Annotated in this window: 13 protein-coding genes; 10 read left to right on the forward strand and 3 right to left on the reverse strand. The window is 69.1% G+C overall.

The genetic code is table 11. The annotated features are described in order from the left end of the window. The first annotated feature begins 465 nt into the window (after window positions 1-465). The 7 genes from Ssi02_RS08540 to Ssi02_RS08575 all read left to right on the forward strand — a co-directional run bounded on the left by Ssi02_RS08540 (window position 466) and on the right by Ssi02_RS08575 (window position 11,537). Complete coding sequence (locus Ssi02_RS08540; protein ID WP_204023108.1) at window positions 466-3,192, forward strand: DUF7824 domain-containing protein; 2,727 nt, start codon at window positions 466-468, stop codon at window positions 3,190-3,192. Between the two features lie 1,811 nt (window positions 3,193-5,003). Continuing rightward, a complete protein-coding gene (locus tag Ssi02_RS08550) occupies window positions 5,004-6,545 on the forward strand; it encodes an ABC transporter substrate-binding protein (protein WP_204023111.1) in 1,542 nt (513 codons plus the stop codon). Between the two features lie 67 nt (window positions 6,546-6,612). Continuing rightward, entirely contained in the window at window positions 6,613-7,938 is a 1,326-nt protein-coding gene (locus Ssi02_RS08555; RefSeq protein ID WP_204023122.1) for an amidohydrolase family protein, read from the forward strand. A gap of 44 nt (window positions 7,939-7,982) precedes the next feature. After that, window positions 7,983-9,311, forward strand: a complete 1,329-nt coding sequence (locus Ssi02_RS08560) for an amidohydrolase family protein (RefSeq protein ID WP_204023134.1) — start codon at window positions 7,983-7,985, stop codon at window positions 9,309-9,311. Between the two features lie 66 nt (window positions 9,312-9,377). Further along, window positions 9,378-9,581: a hypothetical protein gene (locus Ssi02_RS08565; RefSeq protein ID WP_204023137.1), complete on the forward strand. Its 204-nt coding sequence runs from the start codon at window positions 9,378-9,380 to the stop codon at window positions 9,579-9,581. A 420-nt stretch (window positions 9,582-10,001) separates the two neighbouring features. Beyond that, window positions 10,002-10,808, forward strand: coding sequence for an SAM-dependent methyltransferase (locus Ssi02_RS08570; protein WP_373870102.1), 807 nt, complete (start codon window positions 10,002-10,004; stop codon window positions 10,806-10,808). 90 nt (window positions 10,809-10,898) lie between these two features. After that, the gene (locus Ssi02_RS08575) at window positions 10,899-11,537 is read left to right on the forward strand and encodes a nitroreductase family protein (RefSeq protein ID WP_204023143.1); all 639 of its coding nucleotides are present in this window, start codon (window positions 10,899-10,901) and stop codon (window positions 11,535-11,537) included. A 307-nt stretch (window positions 11,538-11,844) separates the two neighbouring features. On the opposite strand, the gene Ssi02_RS08580 is transcribed toward Ssi02_RS08575, so the two are convergent. Continuing rightward, window positions 11,845-13,626: a PD-(D/E)XK nuclease family protein gene (locus Ssi02_RS08580; RefSeq protein ID WP_204023146.1), complete on the reverse strand. Its 1,782-nt coding sequence runs from the start codon at window positions 13,624-13,626 to the stop codon at window positions 11,845-11,847. A gap of 432 nt (window positions 13,627-14,058) precedes the next feature. On the opposite strand from Ssi02_RS08580, the gene Ssi02_RS08585 reads away from it, so the two are divergent. Further along, window positions 14,059-14,727, forward strand: coding sequence for a hypothetical protein (locus Ssi02_RS08585; RefSeq protein WP_204023148.1), 669 nt, complete (start codon window positions 14,059-14,061; stop codon window positions 14,725-14,727). A 7-nt stretch (window positions 14,728-14,734) separates the two neighbouring features. Here Ssi02_RS08585 and Ssi02_RS08590 read toward each other — a convergent pair whose 3' ends face one another. Next, complete coding sequence (locus tag Ssi02_RS08590; RefSeq protein ID WP_204023151.1) at window positions 14,735-14,938, reverse strand: hypothetical protein; 204 nt, start codon at window positions 14,936-14,938, stop codon at window positions 14,735-14,737. Further along, on the reverse strand, window positions 14,935-15,165 hold the full coding sequence (locus Ssi02_RS08595; protein ID WP_204023154.1) for a DUF6400 family protein: 231 nt from the start codon (window positions 15,163-15,165) through the stop codon (window positions 14,935-14,937). The genes Ssi02_RS08590 and Ssi02_RS08595 overlap by 4 nt, the downstream gene beginning before the upstream one ends. A 235-nt stretch (window positions 15,166-15,400) precedes the next feature. Between Ssi02_RS08595 and Ssi02_RS08600 the strand changes: the two genes are divergently transcribed. Then, window positions 15,401-15,991, forward strand: a complete 591-nt coding sequence (locus tag Ssi02_RS08600; RefSeq protein ID WP_204023157.1) for an RNA polymerase sigma factor — start codon at window positions 15,401-15,403, stop codon at window positions 15,989-15,991. After that, a complete protein-coding gene (locus Ssi02_RS08605; protein ID WP_204023160.1) occupies window positions 15,979-17,109 on the forward strand; it encodes an LCP family protein in 1,131 nt (376 codons plus the stop codon). The genes Ssi02_RS08600 and Ssi02_RS08605 overlap by 13 nt, the downstream gene beginning before the upstream one ends. Window positions 17,110-17,114 lie beyond the last annotated feature (5 nt).

Below are 17,114 nucleotides of genomic sequence, written 5' to 3' on the forward strand. Positions count from 1 at the left end.
TTCTGTGCGGTGTGAACAGTGTGGCTCATGGGGTCTGTGAGGCGCCTGATAGCCGTCGCTGTGGTGGAGGGTGTTGTTGGCGGTCTGGTGGTTGGCGTGGTGTTCCGTACGGTGTGGGCCAGGTTGTCGATCTGGGGTCTGTGGGGCATCCGCCCACCCTCCGCTGTGGTGGATGGTGTTGTTGGCGGTCTGGTGGTTCACGTGGTGTTCCGTACGGCGTGGTGGTCTGCTGGCTTGCGTGGTGTTTCGTACGGAGTGAGCCAGTTGTTGGCCTGGTCCCTTGGGGCTCATTTCTCTTGGTTTCTCCTGATGGGGGTGGATTGTGTGGGTGGTCCGGGGCCGCTGGGGAGGGCGCCGGGGATTGTCGGTGGCGGGCGGTAAGGTCCCCGCGAGCGTTGGGGACGTGGTGGGCGTCCCCGGCGCGGTCGTCGTGGGGTTTCTCTGTCGCCGTGGGAGGTGTGCGCCGTGGATGCCTGGCAGGTTGTTCGCGACTGCATCGATGCTCAAGACCGGGCACGTCTGATCAAGGCGGTGTCCGCGTTGAGTGAGGACGAGCGGCGGGAGGTGGGGGCGTGGCTGCCCGGTTATCTCAAGGAGAAACGGGCCGAGGGGGAGCGGGCGAGGCGGTGGTTGTGGCGGGGCGCCGCCGTCTGGCGGATCGCCGGGGCGGCGTGCCTCAGCGGTGCCGCTCAGGTCGCGGCCTGGCTCAACCGCCGCGATCTTCCCGAGGAGTTTCCCCGGGGCAAGGGGAATGAGCACACCGTGCTCACGCGGGTGCTTCTCGCCCGCCCGGAGAAGTGGCGGCGCGACCTCGCGGTCCGTCTTGTGTCCGGCCTGCGGCTCCCGAGGGGCGGCCGGGGGGCGGTCGCGGGATGGGATCTCGCCGTCGCGCTGGTGCGTGCCACCGGCGTCGAGCCTCCGGAGAACGACGCGTTCGTGGCCGAGTGGGTGCTGCGGCTCGGAGACCGTCACGGCTTCAAAAGCGGCGTGGCCCAGGGGCAGGCGGGCGGCCAGGAGTCCTTCGAGCGGTTCGCCGTCGAGCGTGCCCTCCGCGACCCGCTGCTCGATCACATGGTCGAGCGGCTGTTCCGGGCCGACGGCGTGGCGGCGGGGCTCGAAGAGCAGATATGGGGGGCGGAGACCGGCTCCTCGATCTCGATCTTGACGGCTCTCTCCGCGATCGGGCGCCTCAAGCGGCAGGCCCTGCTTGACGGGTGTGTCGGCCGGATGCTGGGTGGGGGAGAGCGTTCCGAGGTCGAGCCGTTCGGCAGATTGTGGGAGGCGCTTGAGCCCTCGACCGCCGAGATCCCCGCACGTGACCTCGTGCGTCTGCTCCCGGCGTCCCCCGTCTCCGTGGCCGAGATCGCCGTGACCGCGCTTCGCCGCCTCGACGACGAGCGTTCCCTGGACGACGACTTCTTCGCCGAGGCCGTCGCCGCCCTCGCCTTCCGTCCCGAGCGCAAGCTCGTCGGCCTCGCCTTGACGTGGGTCGGCCACGCCGTGCGCATGGCGCCGAGGCGGGCCGACGCGGGGCTCGCGGCGGTGGCCGCCGTTCTCGGCCACGAGATGATCAACGTGCAGGAGCGCGCGGTGAAACTCGCGGTCAGGCTCGCCAAGATCGCGGGGGAGTCCGGGCGGGCCGCGATCCGTGAGGCCGCCCCCATGGTGCCGGGGGAGATGCGCGCCCGGTTGGCCGCCGCCTATGGCGACATTCCCGTGGAGACGGGCCGGGAGACGGCCCTTGAGTCCGTGGCGGTCCCGGCGCCCGTCCTTATGGTGACCGCGCCGCCCGCCCTCGGCCCGCCGCTCGGCTCACCCGACGAGGTGGTGCGCGAGTTGACCTCCCTCAGCTGGGATTCGACGTGGTCGACGATGGAGAGGGTGCTCGCCGGCCTGGTCGAGTGGACCCACCGCGACCGTCCCGCCATGTGCGAGGCTCTCCGTCCGTGGCGCGCCACGGCGTGGCCCGAGCCGGTCGCGGGCTATCCCTACTCGGATTACACGCTGATCGGCCTGGACGAGGGCTGGCACTCCCTTTTGAGAAGGCTGGCGCTCGCGATCGTCTCGCCCGCCGACAGCGCCCATGTGACGGCGACGGTGCCCGACGTGCGCCTGAGGCGTTCGGAACGTTTGCCGTTCGACGTGTTCGGAGATCGGCGGGTGCGTGAGCTCGTCCTTCTGGTCGAGAGCGGGGGCACAATGCCGCTCCTGCTCGCCACCCCAACCTCCGGCACCGGCCACATCGACCCCGACACCCTGGTCGCCCGCATGCGGGCGCTGGAGGCGGCGGGCGCCGACCCGCTTGAGGCCGACTTCCACCAGGCCCTGCTGCGCCTGCCCCGCTCAATCGCCCCGGCCGCCCTCACCCGCGCCTCGGCCTTGACCTCGCCCCGGGGCCGAGAGCTGGCCTCCTGGCTGGCGGCGGGCGGCATCCCCGACCCGGAGGTGCGCTGCCTCATCAAGCAGCACAACAACTCCTGGCACCGAGGCATCCGCTCCCGAGTCGTGTCGCCCGAGGCCGCCCTGCCCGACCCGATCAGACAGGTGCTGACCTTCCACTCCAGTGATGAGTCAGGCATCCCCATCCAATCGGTGTATTCCTGGCCCGCGATGGCTCCGTCCCACCGTGAGGTCGTCGCGGCCTACCCCGCCCAGTTCCTCACGGCGTTCACCGACTACAGCGATCCGCACACCGCCGTCTTGCTGTCGCTGGCGCAGACCGACGGTCCCGTGGGGCAGGCCATGGCGACGGCCCTCGTGGCAGGCATGGGCCACGCCCGCCACGAGGAGCGTGCCTGGGCAGTCGAGGCGCTCGTCACCCTCGTGGCCCGCGACCAGGCCCCCACCCGTGAGATCGCCGAGGCGGTCGTCACCCTGGTGGAGGCCGACTTCGTCAAACTCAACCGGGTCGCCGCCGCCCTCGACGCCGCCATCGACGGTGGGGCCGCCGTTGTCGTCTGGGAGATCCTCGCCGAGGTGCTGACACGTTTCCTCCCTCAGCCGGGCACCAAACCGCGCACCGCCCTCTCCGATCTCCTGGCGGTCGCCACCCGCGCCGTCACCCAAACCGGCCCGTCCACCGCCCCGGCGCCTCCCGCCCTCGCCACCGCGGCCGGCCGCCCCGCCACCAGCCGCTTCGCCCAGGAGGCTCGCCGTTTACACCACACTCTCGCCGGCTTCGCCGTGGAGTGAGGGGCTCTGGCCTCGCTTTCGGGGGTAGCGGAGTTCGTTTAGGGGCTGGGGTTTCTCGGTTGCGTCGGCTCCGCCGCTAGTTGTTTCGCTCAGGAGGTTTGTCGTTTACGCCACACTCTCATCGGCTTCGCCGTGGAGTGAGGGGCTCTGGCCTCGCTTTCGGGGGTAGCGGAGTTTGTCCAGGGGCTGGGGTTTCTCGGTTGCGTCGGCTCCGCCGCTAGTTGTTTCGCTCAGGAGGTTTGTCGTTTACGCCACACTCTCATCGGCTTCGCCGTGGAGTGAGGGGCTCTGGCCTCGCTTTCGGGGGTAGCGGAGTTTGTCCAGGCGGTGGGGTTTCTCGGCTGCGCCGGCCCCGCCCGTCTGGGGGGCGGCGTGCCCTGTCCCACCCGACACCGGGACGAGGCGTCCCGTCGCGGCGGGTCCTGCCACGGCGGGTCCGTCCGCGCGGCGATGGTGCGCTGGTAGAGGTTCTCGATCTCGTCGAGGGGGTCGGCTACCGGGGTGCCGTCTGGCGGCGGGCTTGGATTTCCGGCGCTATATCTCCCGGCAGCTCAACAAGGGCGCATCTACGCACGCCCTGCGCCGGGATCTGCGCTACACCTGTCAAGGCGCGCTCGTCCGCGCCCGTTCGCAGGAACAGGCCGGGGAGGCTTCGCAGGAACAGGCCGAGGAGGCATGGTGTCTCACAATCTTGACGAACGCACCGGGACGCACCAGGGAGTGTCTGATGTTTCCGCCTGACGGAGCCAGAGCTTCAGCGAAGCGCTGGTGACTTCTGCCGGACAGCGGGTGGCGAGCTTGTCGAACCGAGTGGGGATCGCCCGCCATTGCTTGAGCTTGGCGAAGCAGGGTTCGACCGGGTTGCGCCGCTTGCAGGCCCCGGAGTCGAAGGTGTAGGGGCGGCCTCCGCCACTGCCCTTGCGCCGGCGGTTGGCGATCTGGTCCCGGTGCTCGGAGATGATGGCCCTGGTGCCACGTCGCCGGAGCTGGGAGCGGATCGCCTCGGAGGAGTGGCCCCTGTCCGCGGTCAGCCGGTCGGGAGTGGTGCGGGGGCCAGCGCTCGTGCAGGGCCGACAGCGTGAGGCCCCTGTCCGCGGTCAGCCGGTCGGGGGTGGTGCGGGGGTGTCCCGGGCCGCTGTGGGGGAGTCGCAGGGCGGCTGTGACCGCGTCGAACGCGGTGCGGCCGACCGTGTTCGCGGTGGTGAGGTGTGCGGTCACGGGCAGGCCGCGGGCTTCGCTGATCAGGTGGAGTTTGGTGGTGAGTCCTCCCCGGGGCCGGCCGGGCGCCTGACGCCTTTGATTGTCGGCGTCAGGGGATGACGGCCCTGGTGCCACGTCGCCGGAGCTGGGAGCGGATCGTCTTGGAGGGGTGGCCCTTGTCCGCGATCAGCTCCCGTGGCGGCACGCATCCCTGGAGTCAACGTAACCGCGGGGCGAAGACAGGTTCTTTGGGCTTTTCGCGCTAGCCGTGGAGGCCCTGTGGATGGGGGTGAAGGTGGTTCCCGGGGAGGGCTGCGGTGCTTGAGGCAGGGGAGCGGGGGGTATGGTTTTGGATCTTCGCCGTGGGGGTTGAAAGTGATCAGGGGCGGGTAAGTGGCTATGCCAATTCTATTGACAACCGGCATGGCCGATCGTAGGTTGCGGGTGTCGCAATGAATTGTGATCGCACTGTGCCCCCGACCAGGCAATTCCCGAGTTCAGCGAGGGGCTTGCAGGGGTGCGGTGGTCCACTGACGCCGCGTGGGATCAGGGCCGGGGACTGAGACCGCGGGTGTCGCCGTGACACGGCGAATGATCATTAAGGATCAGGCATGACGCGAAAGCTTCTCCGGGGCCTTGTGGGGCTCTCCCTGGCAGCCGCACTGACTGTGGGTTGCGCCGCCAACGAGACGGCGGGCGGTGAGCAGACGGCGGCCGGCCAGGACCAGGCGGGCGGCCCGAAGGGCACGCTCAAGTTCGGGACCAACCAGAAGCTCGACGACTGGGAGCCTCTGACCAAGGCCAACGAGTCCTATCTCTCCCTCGTTTACGAGGGACTGCTCGAGCTCGCCCCCGACGGCATCACTCTGAAGCCTCGTCTTGCGACCGAGTGGAAGCAGGACAACACCTCGGTCGAGTTCACCCTCCGCGAGGGTGTGGTCTTCCACGACGGCACGCCGTTCGACGCGGACGCCGTGGTGACCAACCTGGAGCGTATTCGCAGCACGCCCAGCCAATGGCAGTCGATCATGAACACCGTCGACAAGATCACCGCTGTGGACAAGACCCACGTTCGGGTGGATCTCAAGCGGGCGGCGCCGAACTTCCTGCCGAACATCGCCCGCCGTGGCGCCTACATCGTGTCGCCGAAGGCGCTCAAGGACGGCACCTGGAAGACCGCGCCGAGCGGCACCGGGCCGTGGGTGCTGCAGGCGAAGGAGTCGGTGGCGGGCTTCAAGACCGTGGCGGCGTTCTTCGACAAGTACTACGCGCCGCAGGAGGTCGGTCCCCGCCGCATCGAGATGTCGTTCGTCAACGACCCCGACTCGCTCTACAACTCGCTGCGCAGCGGTCAGTTCGACATCGCGTGGACGAACGCGACGATCGCCAAGCGCGCGGAGACCGAGGGCTTCAAGACGAGCCACTTCCCCTCGGTGATGTGGAGCTACCTGATGATGGATCAGGGTAAGGGTGGAACGTTCCAGGATCCGAAGCTCCGCCAGGCCATGTGCTACGCGCTCAACCCGAAGGACTTCATCGACACCCAGCTCGGCGGCATCAGCACGATCCACACGCAGCGTCTGCGTGAGGGCCAGGTGGGATACAGCGCCGACATCAAGGGTTATCCGCACGATGTGGCCAAGGCCAAGGCGCTGATGGCCGAGATCGGCAACCCGAAGCCGTCGTTCACCTTCGTGACCTACGACTCCCAGCGTCAGATCGCGGACCTGTTCCGCAGCCAGATGGCCGAGATCGGGGTGGACGTCAAGATCGAGGTGATGCAGTTCGCCCAGTTCTTCAGCGTCTACCGCAGCGGTAAGTACCCGGCGGCGCTCCTGTCCGGTTCGGCCGACACCGGCGCGTACGACTACTACCTGTTCCGCTTCGCCAAGAACGGCCCCGGCAACCCCTACAAGGTGGAATACCCCGAGCTCGACAAGATCGTCGACAACGCTCTCAAGGCCACCGACCCCAAGGTCGAGGAGGCCGAGTGGGTGAAGATGATGAAGACGATCAACGACCAGGCCTTCGACTGCGGCTTCTTCGAGTACACCGGCTTCTGGGCCTACAACCCCAAGAAGATCGACAACATCGTCAACACCGTGGGCAACGTGGCGACCTTCCGCTACAAGGACGCCCGGATTCTGAACTAGCCCGGATTCAGAACCAGCCCGGATTCTGAACCAGCAGAGCCCGGAACTCATCAGGATGGAGCAAGACTTGTCTGAGGGACGCATTCTGCTCAAGGGCGGGACCGTCGTCACGATGGACCCCGAACTCGGCGACATCCCGAACGGCGACGTGCTCATCGGTAACGGGCGCATCGAGCAGGTGGCGGCCGGCATCGAGGCCCCGGACGCCGAGGTGGTGGACGCGAGCGGGACGCTGGTCATCCCCGGGCTGATCGACACGCATCTGCACATGTGGCAGCACCCGATCCGTGGTCTGGGCGCAGGTTTGTGGGGCCTTGAGGACTACGTCACGAAGGTGTTCCCGGTGCGGGAGCGTTTCGGCCCGCGCGACATGCACGACGCGACCTACACCTGCGCGGTGGAGGCCCTGGCCAACGGCACCACGACGGTCCTCGACTTCTGCCACAACATCCTGACCCACGAGCACGCCGAGGAGTCACTGCGCGCGCACCGGTCGACCGGCCAGCGGGTGCTGTTCGCATACGGCATGCTCGGTTACGAGGACCGGCTGGCGGCCGAGCGCCAGAGCCGCCTCGCGCACGTCAGCGCGCTGCACGAGGAGCTCGGGTCCGACCCGGCCGCCCTGGTGCGGCTGGGCATGGCCGTCACGACGCTGACCTACGCGTCGATCGACGAGGTGCGCGCGGAGGTCGAGCACGCTCGCGGGCTCGGGTTGCCGATGAGCATCCACCAGAACGTCGCGGGAGAGATCACCAGGCTGCACGAGGCGGGTCTGCTCGGCGCGGACCTGCTGCCGGTGCACTCCAACAACGCGACGGACACCGAGCTCGGCCTGCTGGCCGGCTGCGGGTGCGCGATCTCCTTCACCACCGAGGGGGAGTGGGGCGGCGGGCGGCCCATGAGCGTCGTGGGGCGTGCCGACCGGGCCGGCGTGCTGCCGACGCTGGGCGTGGACGTGCCGTCCAGGGTGGCGGTCGACATGCTGAGCCAGCTGCGCATCACCTTCAACATCATGCGGGCCGCCGAGGCGCAGGCCGAGCGGGACCAGGGCCGCTGGCCGCTCAGGCGCCACGGGGACACCCCCTACGCGACACCGCGGCGGGTGCTTGAGTACGCCACGGTCAACGGGGCCAAGGCCGTCGGCCTCGGCGACCACCTGGGCACGCTCACACCGGGCAAACAGGCCGACGTCGTGGTGCTCCGTACCGGACCCTTCGGCGTGGCGGTGGGTGACCCGGCCGCGCACGTGGTGTTGCAGAGCACCGTCGGCGACATCGACGCGGTGCTCGTCGCCGGGCGGTTCCGCAAACGGGACGGGCGACTCGTCGACGTCGACACCGGCAGGCTTTCGAGCCTGGTCGCCGGTGTGCGCGAACGAGTCGGCGTTTCGTAGCAAGGCCGAGAACATCGGCAAGATCTAAGTGGATGGAGCACAACTTGTCTGACCGACGCATCCTGCTCAAAGGCGGGACAGTCATCACGCTGGACCCCGAACTCGGTGACCTTCCGGGGGGAGACGTCCTCATCAGTGACGGCCGCATCGAGAGGGTGGCGGCCGGGATCGAGGCGCCCGACGCCGAGGTGGTGGAGGCCCGCGGCATGATCGTCATGCCCGGCCTCATCGACACCCACCTGCACATGTGGCAGCACCCACTGCGCGGGCTCGGCGGGAACGTCTGGGGCTTCGACGACTACAGCTCGCATGTGTTCCCGCTCCGGGAGCGCTTCGGGCCGCAGGAGATGCACGACGCGACCTACACCTGCGCGCTGCAGTCCATGTCCTACGGCACCACGACGGCGCTGGACTTCTGCCACAACGTCCTCACCCAGGAGCACGCGGAGGGGTCGCTGCGCGCGCACCTCACCACCGGCCAGCGGGTGATGTACGCCTACGGCATGCTGGGCTACGACGACCGTCTTGAGCAGGAACGGCAGAGCCGCCTCGCCCACGTGACCAAGCTCCACGGTGAGCTGGGGGCGGACCCGACCCAGCTTGTGCGGCTGGGCCTGGCGCTCACGACCCTCACCTACGCCAAGGTCGAAGAGGTGCGGGTGGAGGCCGACCACGGCCGCAGCCTCGGCCTGCCGATGACGATCCACCAGAACGGCGCCGGCGAGGTCTCGCGTCTTCACGAGGGTGGTGTGCTCGGCGCCGACCTGCTGCCGGTGCACTCCAACAACCTGAGCGACCACGAGATCGGGCTGCTCGCCTCCTGCGGGTGCGCGATCTCCTTCACCCCCGAGAGCGAGCACAGCGGCGGCCTCTCGATGAGTGTGATCGGCCGTTCGGACCGTGCGGGTGTGCTGCCGACGATCGGGGTGGACGCCCCGTCGTTCACCGATGTGGACATGTTCCTGCAGCTCCGCGCGACCTATAACATCATGCGGGCGACCGAGGCGCAGCACGAGCGTCACGAGGGCCGCTGGCCGCTGCGCCGCCACCATGGCTCGCCGTTCGTGACCGCGCGGCGTGTGCTCGAGTACGCCACGGTGAACGCCGCCAAGGCCATCGGCCTCGGCGACCACCTGGGCTCGCTGACTCCCGGCAAGCAGGCCGACGTCGTGCTGCTGCGCACCGAGCCGTTCGCCCCGGCGACGGGTGACCCCGCCAACCACATCGTCAACTACGCCTCCGGGCGCGACGTCGACTCTGTGCTGGTGGGCGGCACCTTCCGCAAGCGGGACGGTCACCTGGTGGACGTCGACACCGAGCGCGTGTCGGCCATGGCCCACGATGTGCGCCGGAGGGTGCTCGGCGACGCCTGACGCCGCGCTCCCTACCGGGACGGGGGCTCCGCTCAAGCTTCGGGCTTGGGCGGAGCCCCTTCGTCTGTGCCCCGGCAAATTGGCGTATGTCTGCGCTGCCTGCCGATACGCACGGCTGTGCCGTACGGCAATGTCGCCGGCAAGCCCGCCGTACGGCACAGCCGTCGCGAAGCCCGCCGTACGGCACAGCCGTCGCGAAGTCCGCCGTACGGCACAGCCGTCGCGAACGTTCCACGGCAATCCATGGCGATACCGATGGGAGCGTCGTGACGGGTATCCACGAGCCCTCGTTCACCTCGTGCATGCGTCCCCTCGCCGCCGCGGTGGGCGGCGACCATATTCACCACGGCACCCTCTCACCAACATGTTCATGGTGCTATCCCATGCGGAGCGCGACTCACCGTATTCGCGAGGAGGGCCGGCTTTCCGTCTTGGAAAGCCTGCGGGTCGCCTCGTTGGGCTGTTAGCACGCCACTGACAAACCGGTAGTGAACCATCGTCGACCCTCGGGATTCGCCGGCAGGCGGCGGCACCTCAGAAAGCGACAAACGGACATCCACCGGCACCCGCTGACTTCCGGTAACACCGGTAAAACGATGTTTCTCTATAAAGCTGGCAAACGTCGGCGATCTTGTTAAGATCCGCACATGTGGCGCCGACCACGGGGGGCGGCCAGGATGGAGGAACATGGTGAATGAGGGTCCTGGGCATGTCGATCTTAAGGTGCACCTCGCACATCCCGCTCGAATGTATGACTACTACCTCGGCGGCAAAGATAATTTCGCCGCGGACCGGGAGGCCGCGGAAAAGGCGCTAGCGGCGGCTCCCGAGATCCGCGCCATCGCCCGGGAGAACCGCGCCTTCATGCAGCGGGCCGTCACCCACATAGTGTCCGCGGGCATTCGCCAGTTCCTCGACATCGGCACGGGGTTGCCGACCGGACGCAACGTGCACGAGGTCGCCCAGGACTACGCACCCGACGCACGCGTGGCATATGTCGACAACGACAGGATCGTCCAGGTGCACGCGCGAGCCCTCCTCTCCGGGCAGGGGAGAGGGGAGACCCGCGTCATCGCGGCCGACATACGCGAACCCGACGTGATCCTCAACCACCCCGACGTGCGCGAGATGATCGACTTCACCGCGCCGGTCGCGATCATGCTGGTCTCGGTGCTGCAATTCGTCCCCGACCGCGACCCCGAGGAACTCGTCGCCCCCCTCCGCGAAGCCATGGCTCCCGGCAGCTACCTGGTTCTCTCCCACCCCACCCACGACTTCCGCCGGGAACAGGTGCACCAGGTCGTCGACACCTACAACAAGGCCAAAGCCCCCGCCATCACCCGCACGCGGCCCGAGATCGAGCGGCTCTTCGGCGACCTGGAGATGATCGAACCGGGTCTGGTGCAGGTCCCGCTCTGGCGCCCGGAACCCGGCAGCGTGTGCAAGGACCTCGGCCTCATCTGGATGTACGGCGGCGTCGCCCGCAAACCCGCCTGAACCCCGCGTAGGCCCCGCCCGGACCCGGCCCGAACCTTCCTGCTCCTTCTCCACGTGACCGCACAGCAAGCCAGCACAAGGGGTGTGCACATGAACGTCGCCGAGGCGATGACCACGACGGGAACCTGCCGTTACTTCCGCCCCGACCCCGTGCCCGACGAGGTCCTCATGTCCGCCTTCTCCGCGGCCAGATTCGCCCCCCAGGGGGGCAACCGGCAACCCGTCCGCTGGGTCGTCGTCCGCGACGCCCAGCGCAAACGCACCCTGCGCGACTGGTACCTCGAACCCTGGAAGGCCTACCTCGCCGCCGTCGGCACCGGCGACATCGAGGTCGCCGCCCTGCCCAAAACCGTGATCGACGCCGACCACTTCGCCGAACACCTCCACGAGGTGCCCGCGATCGTCGTCGCCTGCGCCGAACTCGACTCCATCCACCCCACCGACCTCGACCTCGGCCGCACCAGCGTCGTCGGCGGCGCCTCCATCTACCCGACCGTGCAGAACCTCTGCCTCGCCCTGCGCGCCCACGGTGTAGCCAGCGCCCTCACCACCCTGCTCTGCCACGCCGAACCCCAGGTCAAAGAACTCCTCGGCATCCCCGAGGGCATCATCACCGCCGCCCACATCGCCGTCGGCTACCCCGCCCGCGGCTTCCCCACCACCCTGTCCCGCCTCCCCGCCGAGGACATCGTGTTCTCCGAGGAGTACGGCACACGCCTGAGCTCTTAACCCCGTCGATACGCACCGCCCCCGGGCACCGTACCGGCCCCCTTGTGCCGCATCGGCCGGCGCCTGGGGCCGCCGCTCGCGCTGGATTCCGCTCCCCGCCCGATGCCGGGCGAGGAGCGATCGCAGATCCTGGACGGCTCCCCGGTCCGTGACCGGACGGTGGGAGCCCCGGTCACGGGCCCGGCGAATGCGCAGGCCGTCGGCGAAGCCGGGACACACCTGACGGTGGCGGCCGGTCCGCCTGAGCCCGGGACAGGGCCGACGCCCACCTGTAGCGGGGCCGCCGAGCGGTCCCGGTCCTCACCCTTTAGTACGGCGGGATGTCGTCCTCCGGGGTTTCGGTGAAGGAGGCGGCTATCGCGTTGGCGCGGGTGCCGGGGGCAGGGGACTCCTCAAGGACCTCGCCCGAACTGGGGTCGATGACCAGGCCGTCGACGACGAGGCGGGACGGGTCGCCGTCCGCGGTGGCGGCGCTTTCGCACCAGCGGGAGACCGGGCAGAAGCGGCACCAGGCGCCCGGGTTGGGGGCGAAGGTCGTGTCGCGGTGCCAGGCGGTGGTGACCTGGGTGAGCGCGGCGCGGGCCCTGGTCACCACGTCGGGGGCGGCGGTGTCGAAGGTGAGGAGGTCCGCCCCCGCGGGGGTGAGTTGTTCGAGCTCCACGAGGCCGCCCCCGGGGCCGAAGGCGCCGTCGGCGACGAGGCAGACGGCGAGGGCGAGCTGGGGGACGAGCTCCAGGGCGTTGTCCTCGGTGATGCCGCGGAAGGTGGCGGCGCTCTTCTGCTCGCGGTAGACGAGCCTGCCGTTCACCCGGCGCAGCAGGTCGGGGTAGGAGACGACCACGACGTCCGACGACGGGTCGTAGACGGCGACCTTGGGTTCGGGCCGCACATCGGTGACCAGGTCCGGCCCGCGCAGCGGGCACACGTCGAGGTGCCGCAGGAGGTATGGCCGGGCCTCGCGGTAGTCCTCCCTGCTCAGGATGGCGCCCGCCAGGCCGAGGTCGGGGGCGCCCGGGTCGGGGAGGTCCTCGGGGGTGCACGCTCGCGCGGGCCGCCGGGCGTGGGCGGCCTCCAGCCACCGGTGCACGACGAGCCCGCGTTTGGCCGCCACACTGTGCGGCTCCTCGGTGGGAAGGTAGAGGTCGTGCATGTGCTCCTGGGCGGGGCAGATCTGATAGCGCCGCGCCGTCGTCACCGACCACACCCTGCGGTGGGTGCCGCGGTCGCGCAGGCCCAGCAGCCCGGGGAGATGAACGAGGTCGTCGCACGAGTCGCGCAGCTTGCACTCGGCGCAGTCGTGCCCGGGGGCCCGCCGCGCGCCGGCGAGCAGCCCGCTCGCGACGGGGCGCACCGTGGTCAGATATGCCTGGCGCACCTCGCCGGGCGCCAGGTCGATGAGGACCTTCGCCCCGCCGTCGGTCAAGCCCACCTCGACGACGCGCACCCGGTCGACACGCGGGAGGTCCCGGTGCACGGGCACGGGGATCTCGCGGTAGACGTCGCGCGGGTTGAGCGCCTGCCCGCCGGTCGCCGCGACATAGGCCATGGCGATGGTGGCGGCGCCGTCGGGGCGGCCGGTGGAACGGCGGGTGCGCATGCGGCGAAACTCGACGAGGTGACCGTCGGGTGTGGAATACCACCTGCCCCAGGCGGTCATGGCGCGCAACTCGGTGCTGGAGACGCTCTGGACGATGCGCGGATTGCGCTCGGGAAGCAGCTCGACGCCGCTGTGGGCGAGCTCGGCGGCGAGGCTTTCCGCGGTCTCGGCGTAGGTGCGGCAGGCATGCCGGATCCACCGCGCGGCGCCGGGGTGGACGGGGGAGCGGTTGTCGTCGAGCACACGTGTGACGGTGGCGTCGACGTCGGCGTCTTCGAACTCGACCGCGTCGAGCACGGCCATGACCAGACCGAGGGGGAACGCCTCCCACGGGGTGTAGCGCCGCCGCTCCCAGACCCGCTGCCGGATCTCCGGACGGGACTTGATCGCGACGAACTCGTGGCAGTCGGACTCCCGGCGGTCGAGCATGCTCGCTGAGAGCCGGATGATGTCCGGGTTTCCGGTGAGTTCGGACCGGACGGTCCAGCTCATATCGCCTCCCGCTGCCTGGCTGTAGGCATGCCTCCCTAGGTTAGAAGATCGCTAGGCCCGATGGGAACGCCTGTTCGTCATGCGTGTCGGGGCATTTGCCGTGGACGGTGCCCCGGCCCGGTGGATCGACGTCGGGGGTGATAGCGGATAAATGCCTCCATTTTCGACAGGAGGGTCTGGGTGTGATGGAAAATGCTTGATCTAGACATGGGGTCTGTTTCATGCCATAAGTGATTTACACCTGATCATTTCGGGCATGACGGTGAGTGTCGTCAATGGGATCGCCGAGCTTTAACGAGACGACATCAGGTGCCGGCCGTTAATGCAGCGGCAATGCCAAGAAATCCGCTTATTTCGTGGTGTGGCACTCAATAGGAGCATGACAACCGCGTTGGCGGACTCGTGCGTCGTATGTCCGCTTGAGGGGGAGACATGGGCGAGCACGAGGTACGGATGGCTCCGGAGATATCCGCCTTTCAAATCATCAGCTCTGAACCGGACCGCCGCCCCGGCAAACGCCTCCCCGTCCCCTGGAACGCCGGAGGGGGCCACGGTGTACGGCCTGCCCCCGTGGCGACGGGCGGCGAACACGGCGGCTGGGTGCGGATCGACAACCAGCTACGCGTCGGCGGCACCCTGGCCTGGCGCAACAACAATCCCGGCAATCTGCTGCCGGGGCGTCTGCCGTACCGCGGGGCCGTGGGGCTCGATCGGCGCGGGTATGCGATCTTCCGGGACTACGAGGACGGGTGGCAGGCTTTGCGCGGCCTGCTGCACACCCGCCTCTACAGTTCGTCGACCATCGCATCCGCCCTGCGGAGATATGCCCCGCGGCACGCCGGCAACGACCCCGAACGCTATGCCTCGCGGGTGCGCCGCCTCACCGGTCTCGACGTCTCCCGCCGGATCGGCGGGCTGAACGACCACGAGCTGGAGGGTTTCATGCGGGCGATCCGGGTGCTGGAGGGTTTCCGGGGCGGACGCGCCTTCCATCGGGACGATCCCGGTCTAGCCGCCAGGTTCACCGGTCTGTTCCACCGGAAAACCGCCCCCCACCGGCCGGTCCGTCACCGGCCCGCCCGCACGGAATCCGGAGATTAAGCCGATCTCAGTACGTGTCCTGATGCCACAGGTGGGTGCAGGACGGGCACTGGAGGTGGACGACGCGCCCCCGGTTGCCGAGCAGGTAGCGCCAGTGCACGCCGCAGTTGCGCCTGGCGAGGCAGTCGGGGCAGTCGTGACCGTCGTCGCAGTTCGGGCAGGCGAGCCAGGCACGGCGGGCGATGTCGGCCGTGGGGTCGAGGGGAATCATGCCCCCTGCTCCCGGTGGGGGAGGACGCCGGCGGCCACGAGCATGTCGTAGGTGGCCTGCTGATCGGCGTCCAGGCCGGAGTAGAGCAGGGCGTATGCCTCTTCCTCGGCGCGCAGTGTGGTGAGCGGATCCCATGAGGGGCCCATCGCGGCCAGCACCGCGGCGCGGCGGCGGGTCTCGTCCAGGGTGAGGTCGTACTCGAAGGGCTCGAAGGGGGTCTGGTTCACGGTTCGCGGCTCTCGGAAGGGGGCGGGGCCCGCGGAGTTGACAGTGCTGTGGGGAGGCACCCAGCGAAGTAGGAAGATTCATACCTTATGTCGGCTTTGCCGTACTGGCCAAGTGACGCGGGTCACGACGGGGCAGTCTTTACCTTGGACGGCCGTGAACTCGAAACGGGGTGAGTGGCAATACATCGCGACATGACCCTGCGGAAAGGTCGGCTCCCATGCCTTGGTGCCCCCCATGACAGCCCCACCCGCCGCCGGAGTCAGCGACAGCCACCGCATCCGGGAGTCGCTGACCAGGCCTGAGGCGTTCGCAGAGCTCTTCGACGAATACGCCGCCATGCTCTACCGATATATCTCCAAACGGGTAGGCCCGGAGGCCGCGGAAGATCTCGTGGGGGAGACGTTCCTGATCGCCTTCGCCCGCCGTGCCCAGTTCGACCACGGGTACGGCGACGCCCGCCCCTGGTTGTTCGGCATCGCGACCAAGCTCCTGTCCCGCCATCACCGGACCGAGGCCGCCCGCTACCGCGCGATCCAGCGTGCCCCGCACGAGGTCGCCGTCCCGAGCCCGGCTGACCTCGTGGCCGATCAGGTGTCGGCCGAGGCGGTGCGGCCGGCGCTGGCGCGGGCCCTGTCGAAGCTGCCCAGGCGGGACCGCGACGTGCTGCTGCTGATCGCCTGGGGCGATCTGTCGTACGAGGAGGTGGCGCGGAGCCTCGGCATCCCCATCGGGACCGTGCGATCCCGCATGCACCGGGCACGGCGGACGCTCCGCTCGATGCTCGAACCCGACGTACGCAAGGAGGCGCAGCCGTGGACGATCTGAAACTTCTCCGCGAGCTCGGGCACACCCTGGAGCACGAACCTCCTGCGAGCCTCGTACGGCAGCGCCGGCGCCTGCTCGACGCGGCGGCGGGCAAGAGCGGGAAAAGCCGGGGAGCGTGGCTCAAACGGCGAGCAGGTCTCTGGGCGGTGGCCGCCGCGCTTGGAACCGCCGTGGTCACGGCGGTCGTGACGGTCGTGCCGACGCTGATGTTCAGCGGGGGCTCGACCAGCGTCTCCGCCCCGCTGGGCGGCGACCGGCCGGAGAAGGCTCCTGGCGCGCTCAACGTGCTGCTGGTCGGCACCGACCCCGGGGCCGGCACGCAGAAGCCCTCCCCCGCCGAGTCGATCACGCTGGTCCACCTGCCGGAGAACCGGGAGAAGCCGCTGCTCATATCCGTCCCCCTGGACCTGCATGTGTCCCAACCCGAATGCCGGTCCGGTTCCGGCGCGGTGTCACCGCCCCGCACGGGCATGATCAACGCAGCCTTCACCGCAGGAGGGCTGCCGTGTCTGTGGCGCGCGGTCGAGTCGATCACGAGGGTGCGAATCGACCACGCGCTGGAACTGGACTATTCCGCCTTCAGAGGGGTCGTGGACGCTCTGGGCGGCGTGGACATCACCCTGCCTCGGGCGATCGACGCCCCCCAGGTGAAACTGGTCCTGCCCGCCGGCGAGCACCGGATGAACGGCGAACAGGCACTCGGCTACATCCGCCTGCGCCAGGAGGGCGGCGGGTCCGACGCCGAGCGCGTCAAGCGGCAGCAGGTGCTGATCAGATCCCTTGTCGCACGGGCCAAGGAGCGGATTTTGCGGCCCGCGCAGCTCACCGCCCTCGTCGAGGGGATCAGGGAGCACGTCAAGACCGACTCCTTCGACGCCCTCGTGGAGGTCGCGACGAGCCTGGCGGACCTGGAGCCCAAGAACATCGTGTCCATCACGCTGCCCTGGGAGCCCCATCCGAGCGAGCCGGGCGCTCTCATCCCGAGTATCAAGCAGATGGACGAGCTGCTCGCCCCGCTGCGGGGTGGCCGTCCGGCGTCCCCGCTGCCGACCATCACGATCACCCGCAAACCCCAGGCGACCACAACCATCACGGTCCGCCCTGAAGCGCCACGCTGACGGGC

Origin of the sequence: Sinosporangium siamense (genome assembly GCF_016863435.1) — a bacterium.
GTDB classification, from domain to species: Bacteria; Actinomycetota; Actinomycetes; order Streptosporangiales; family Streptosporangiaceae; genus Sinosporangium; species Sinosporangium siamense.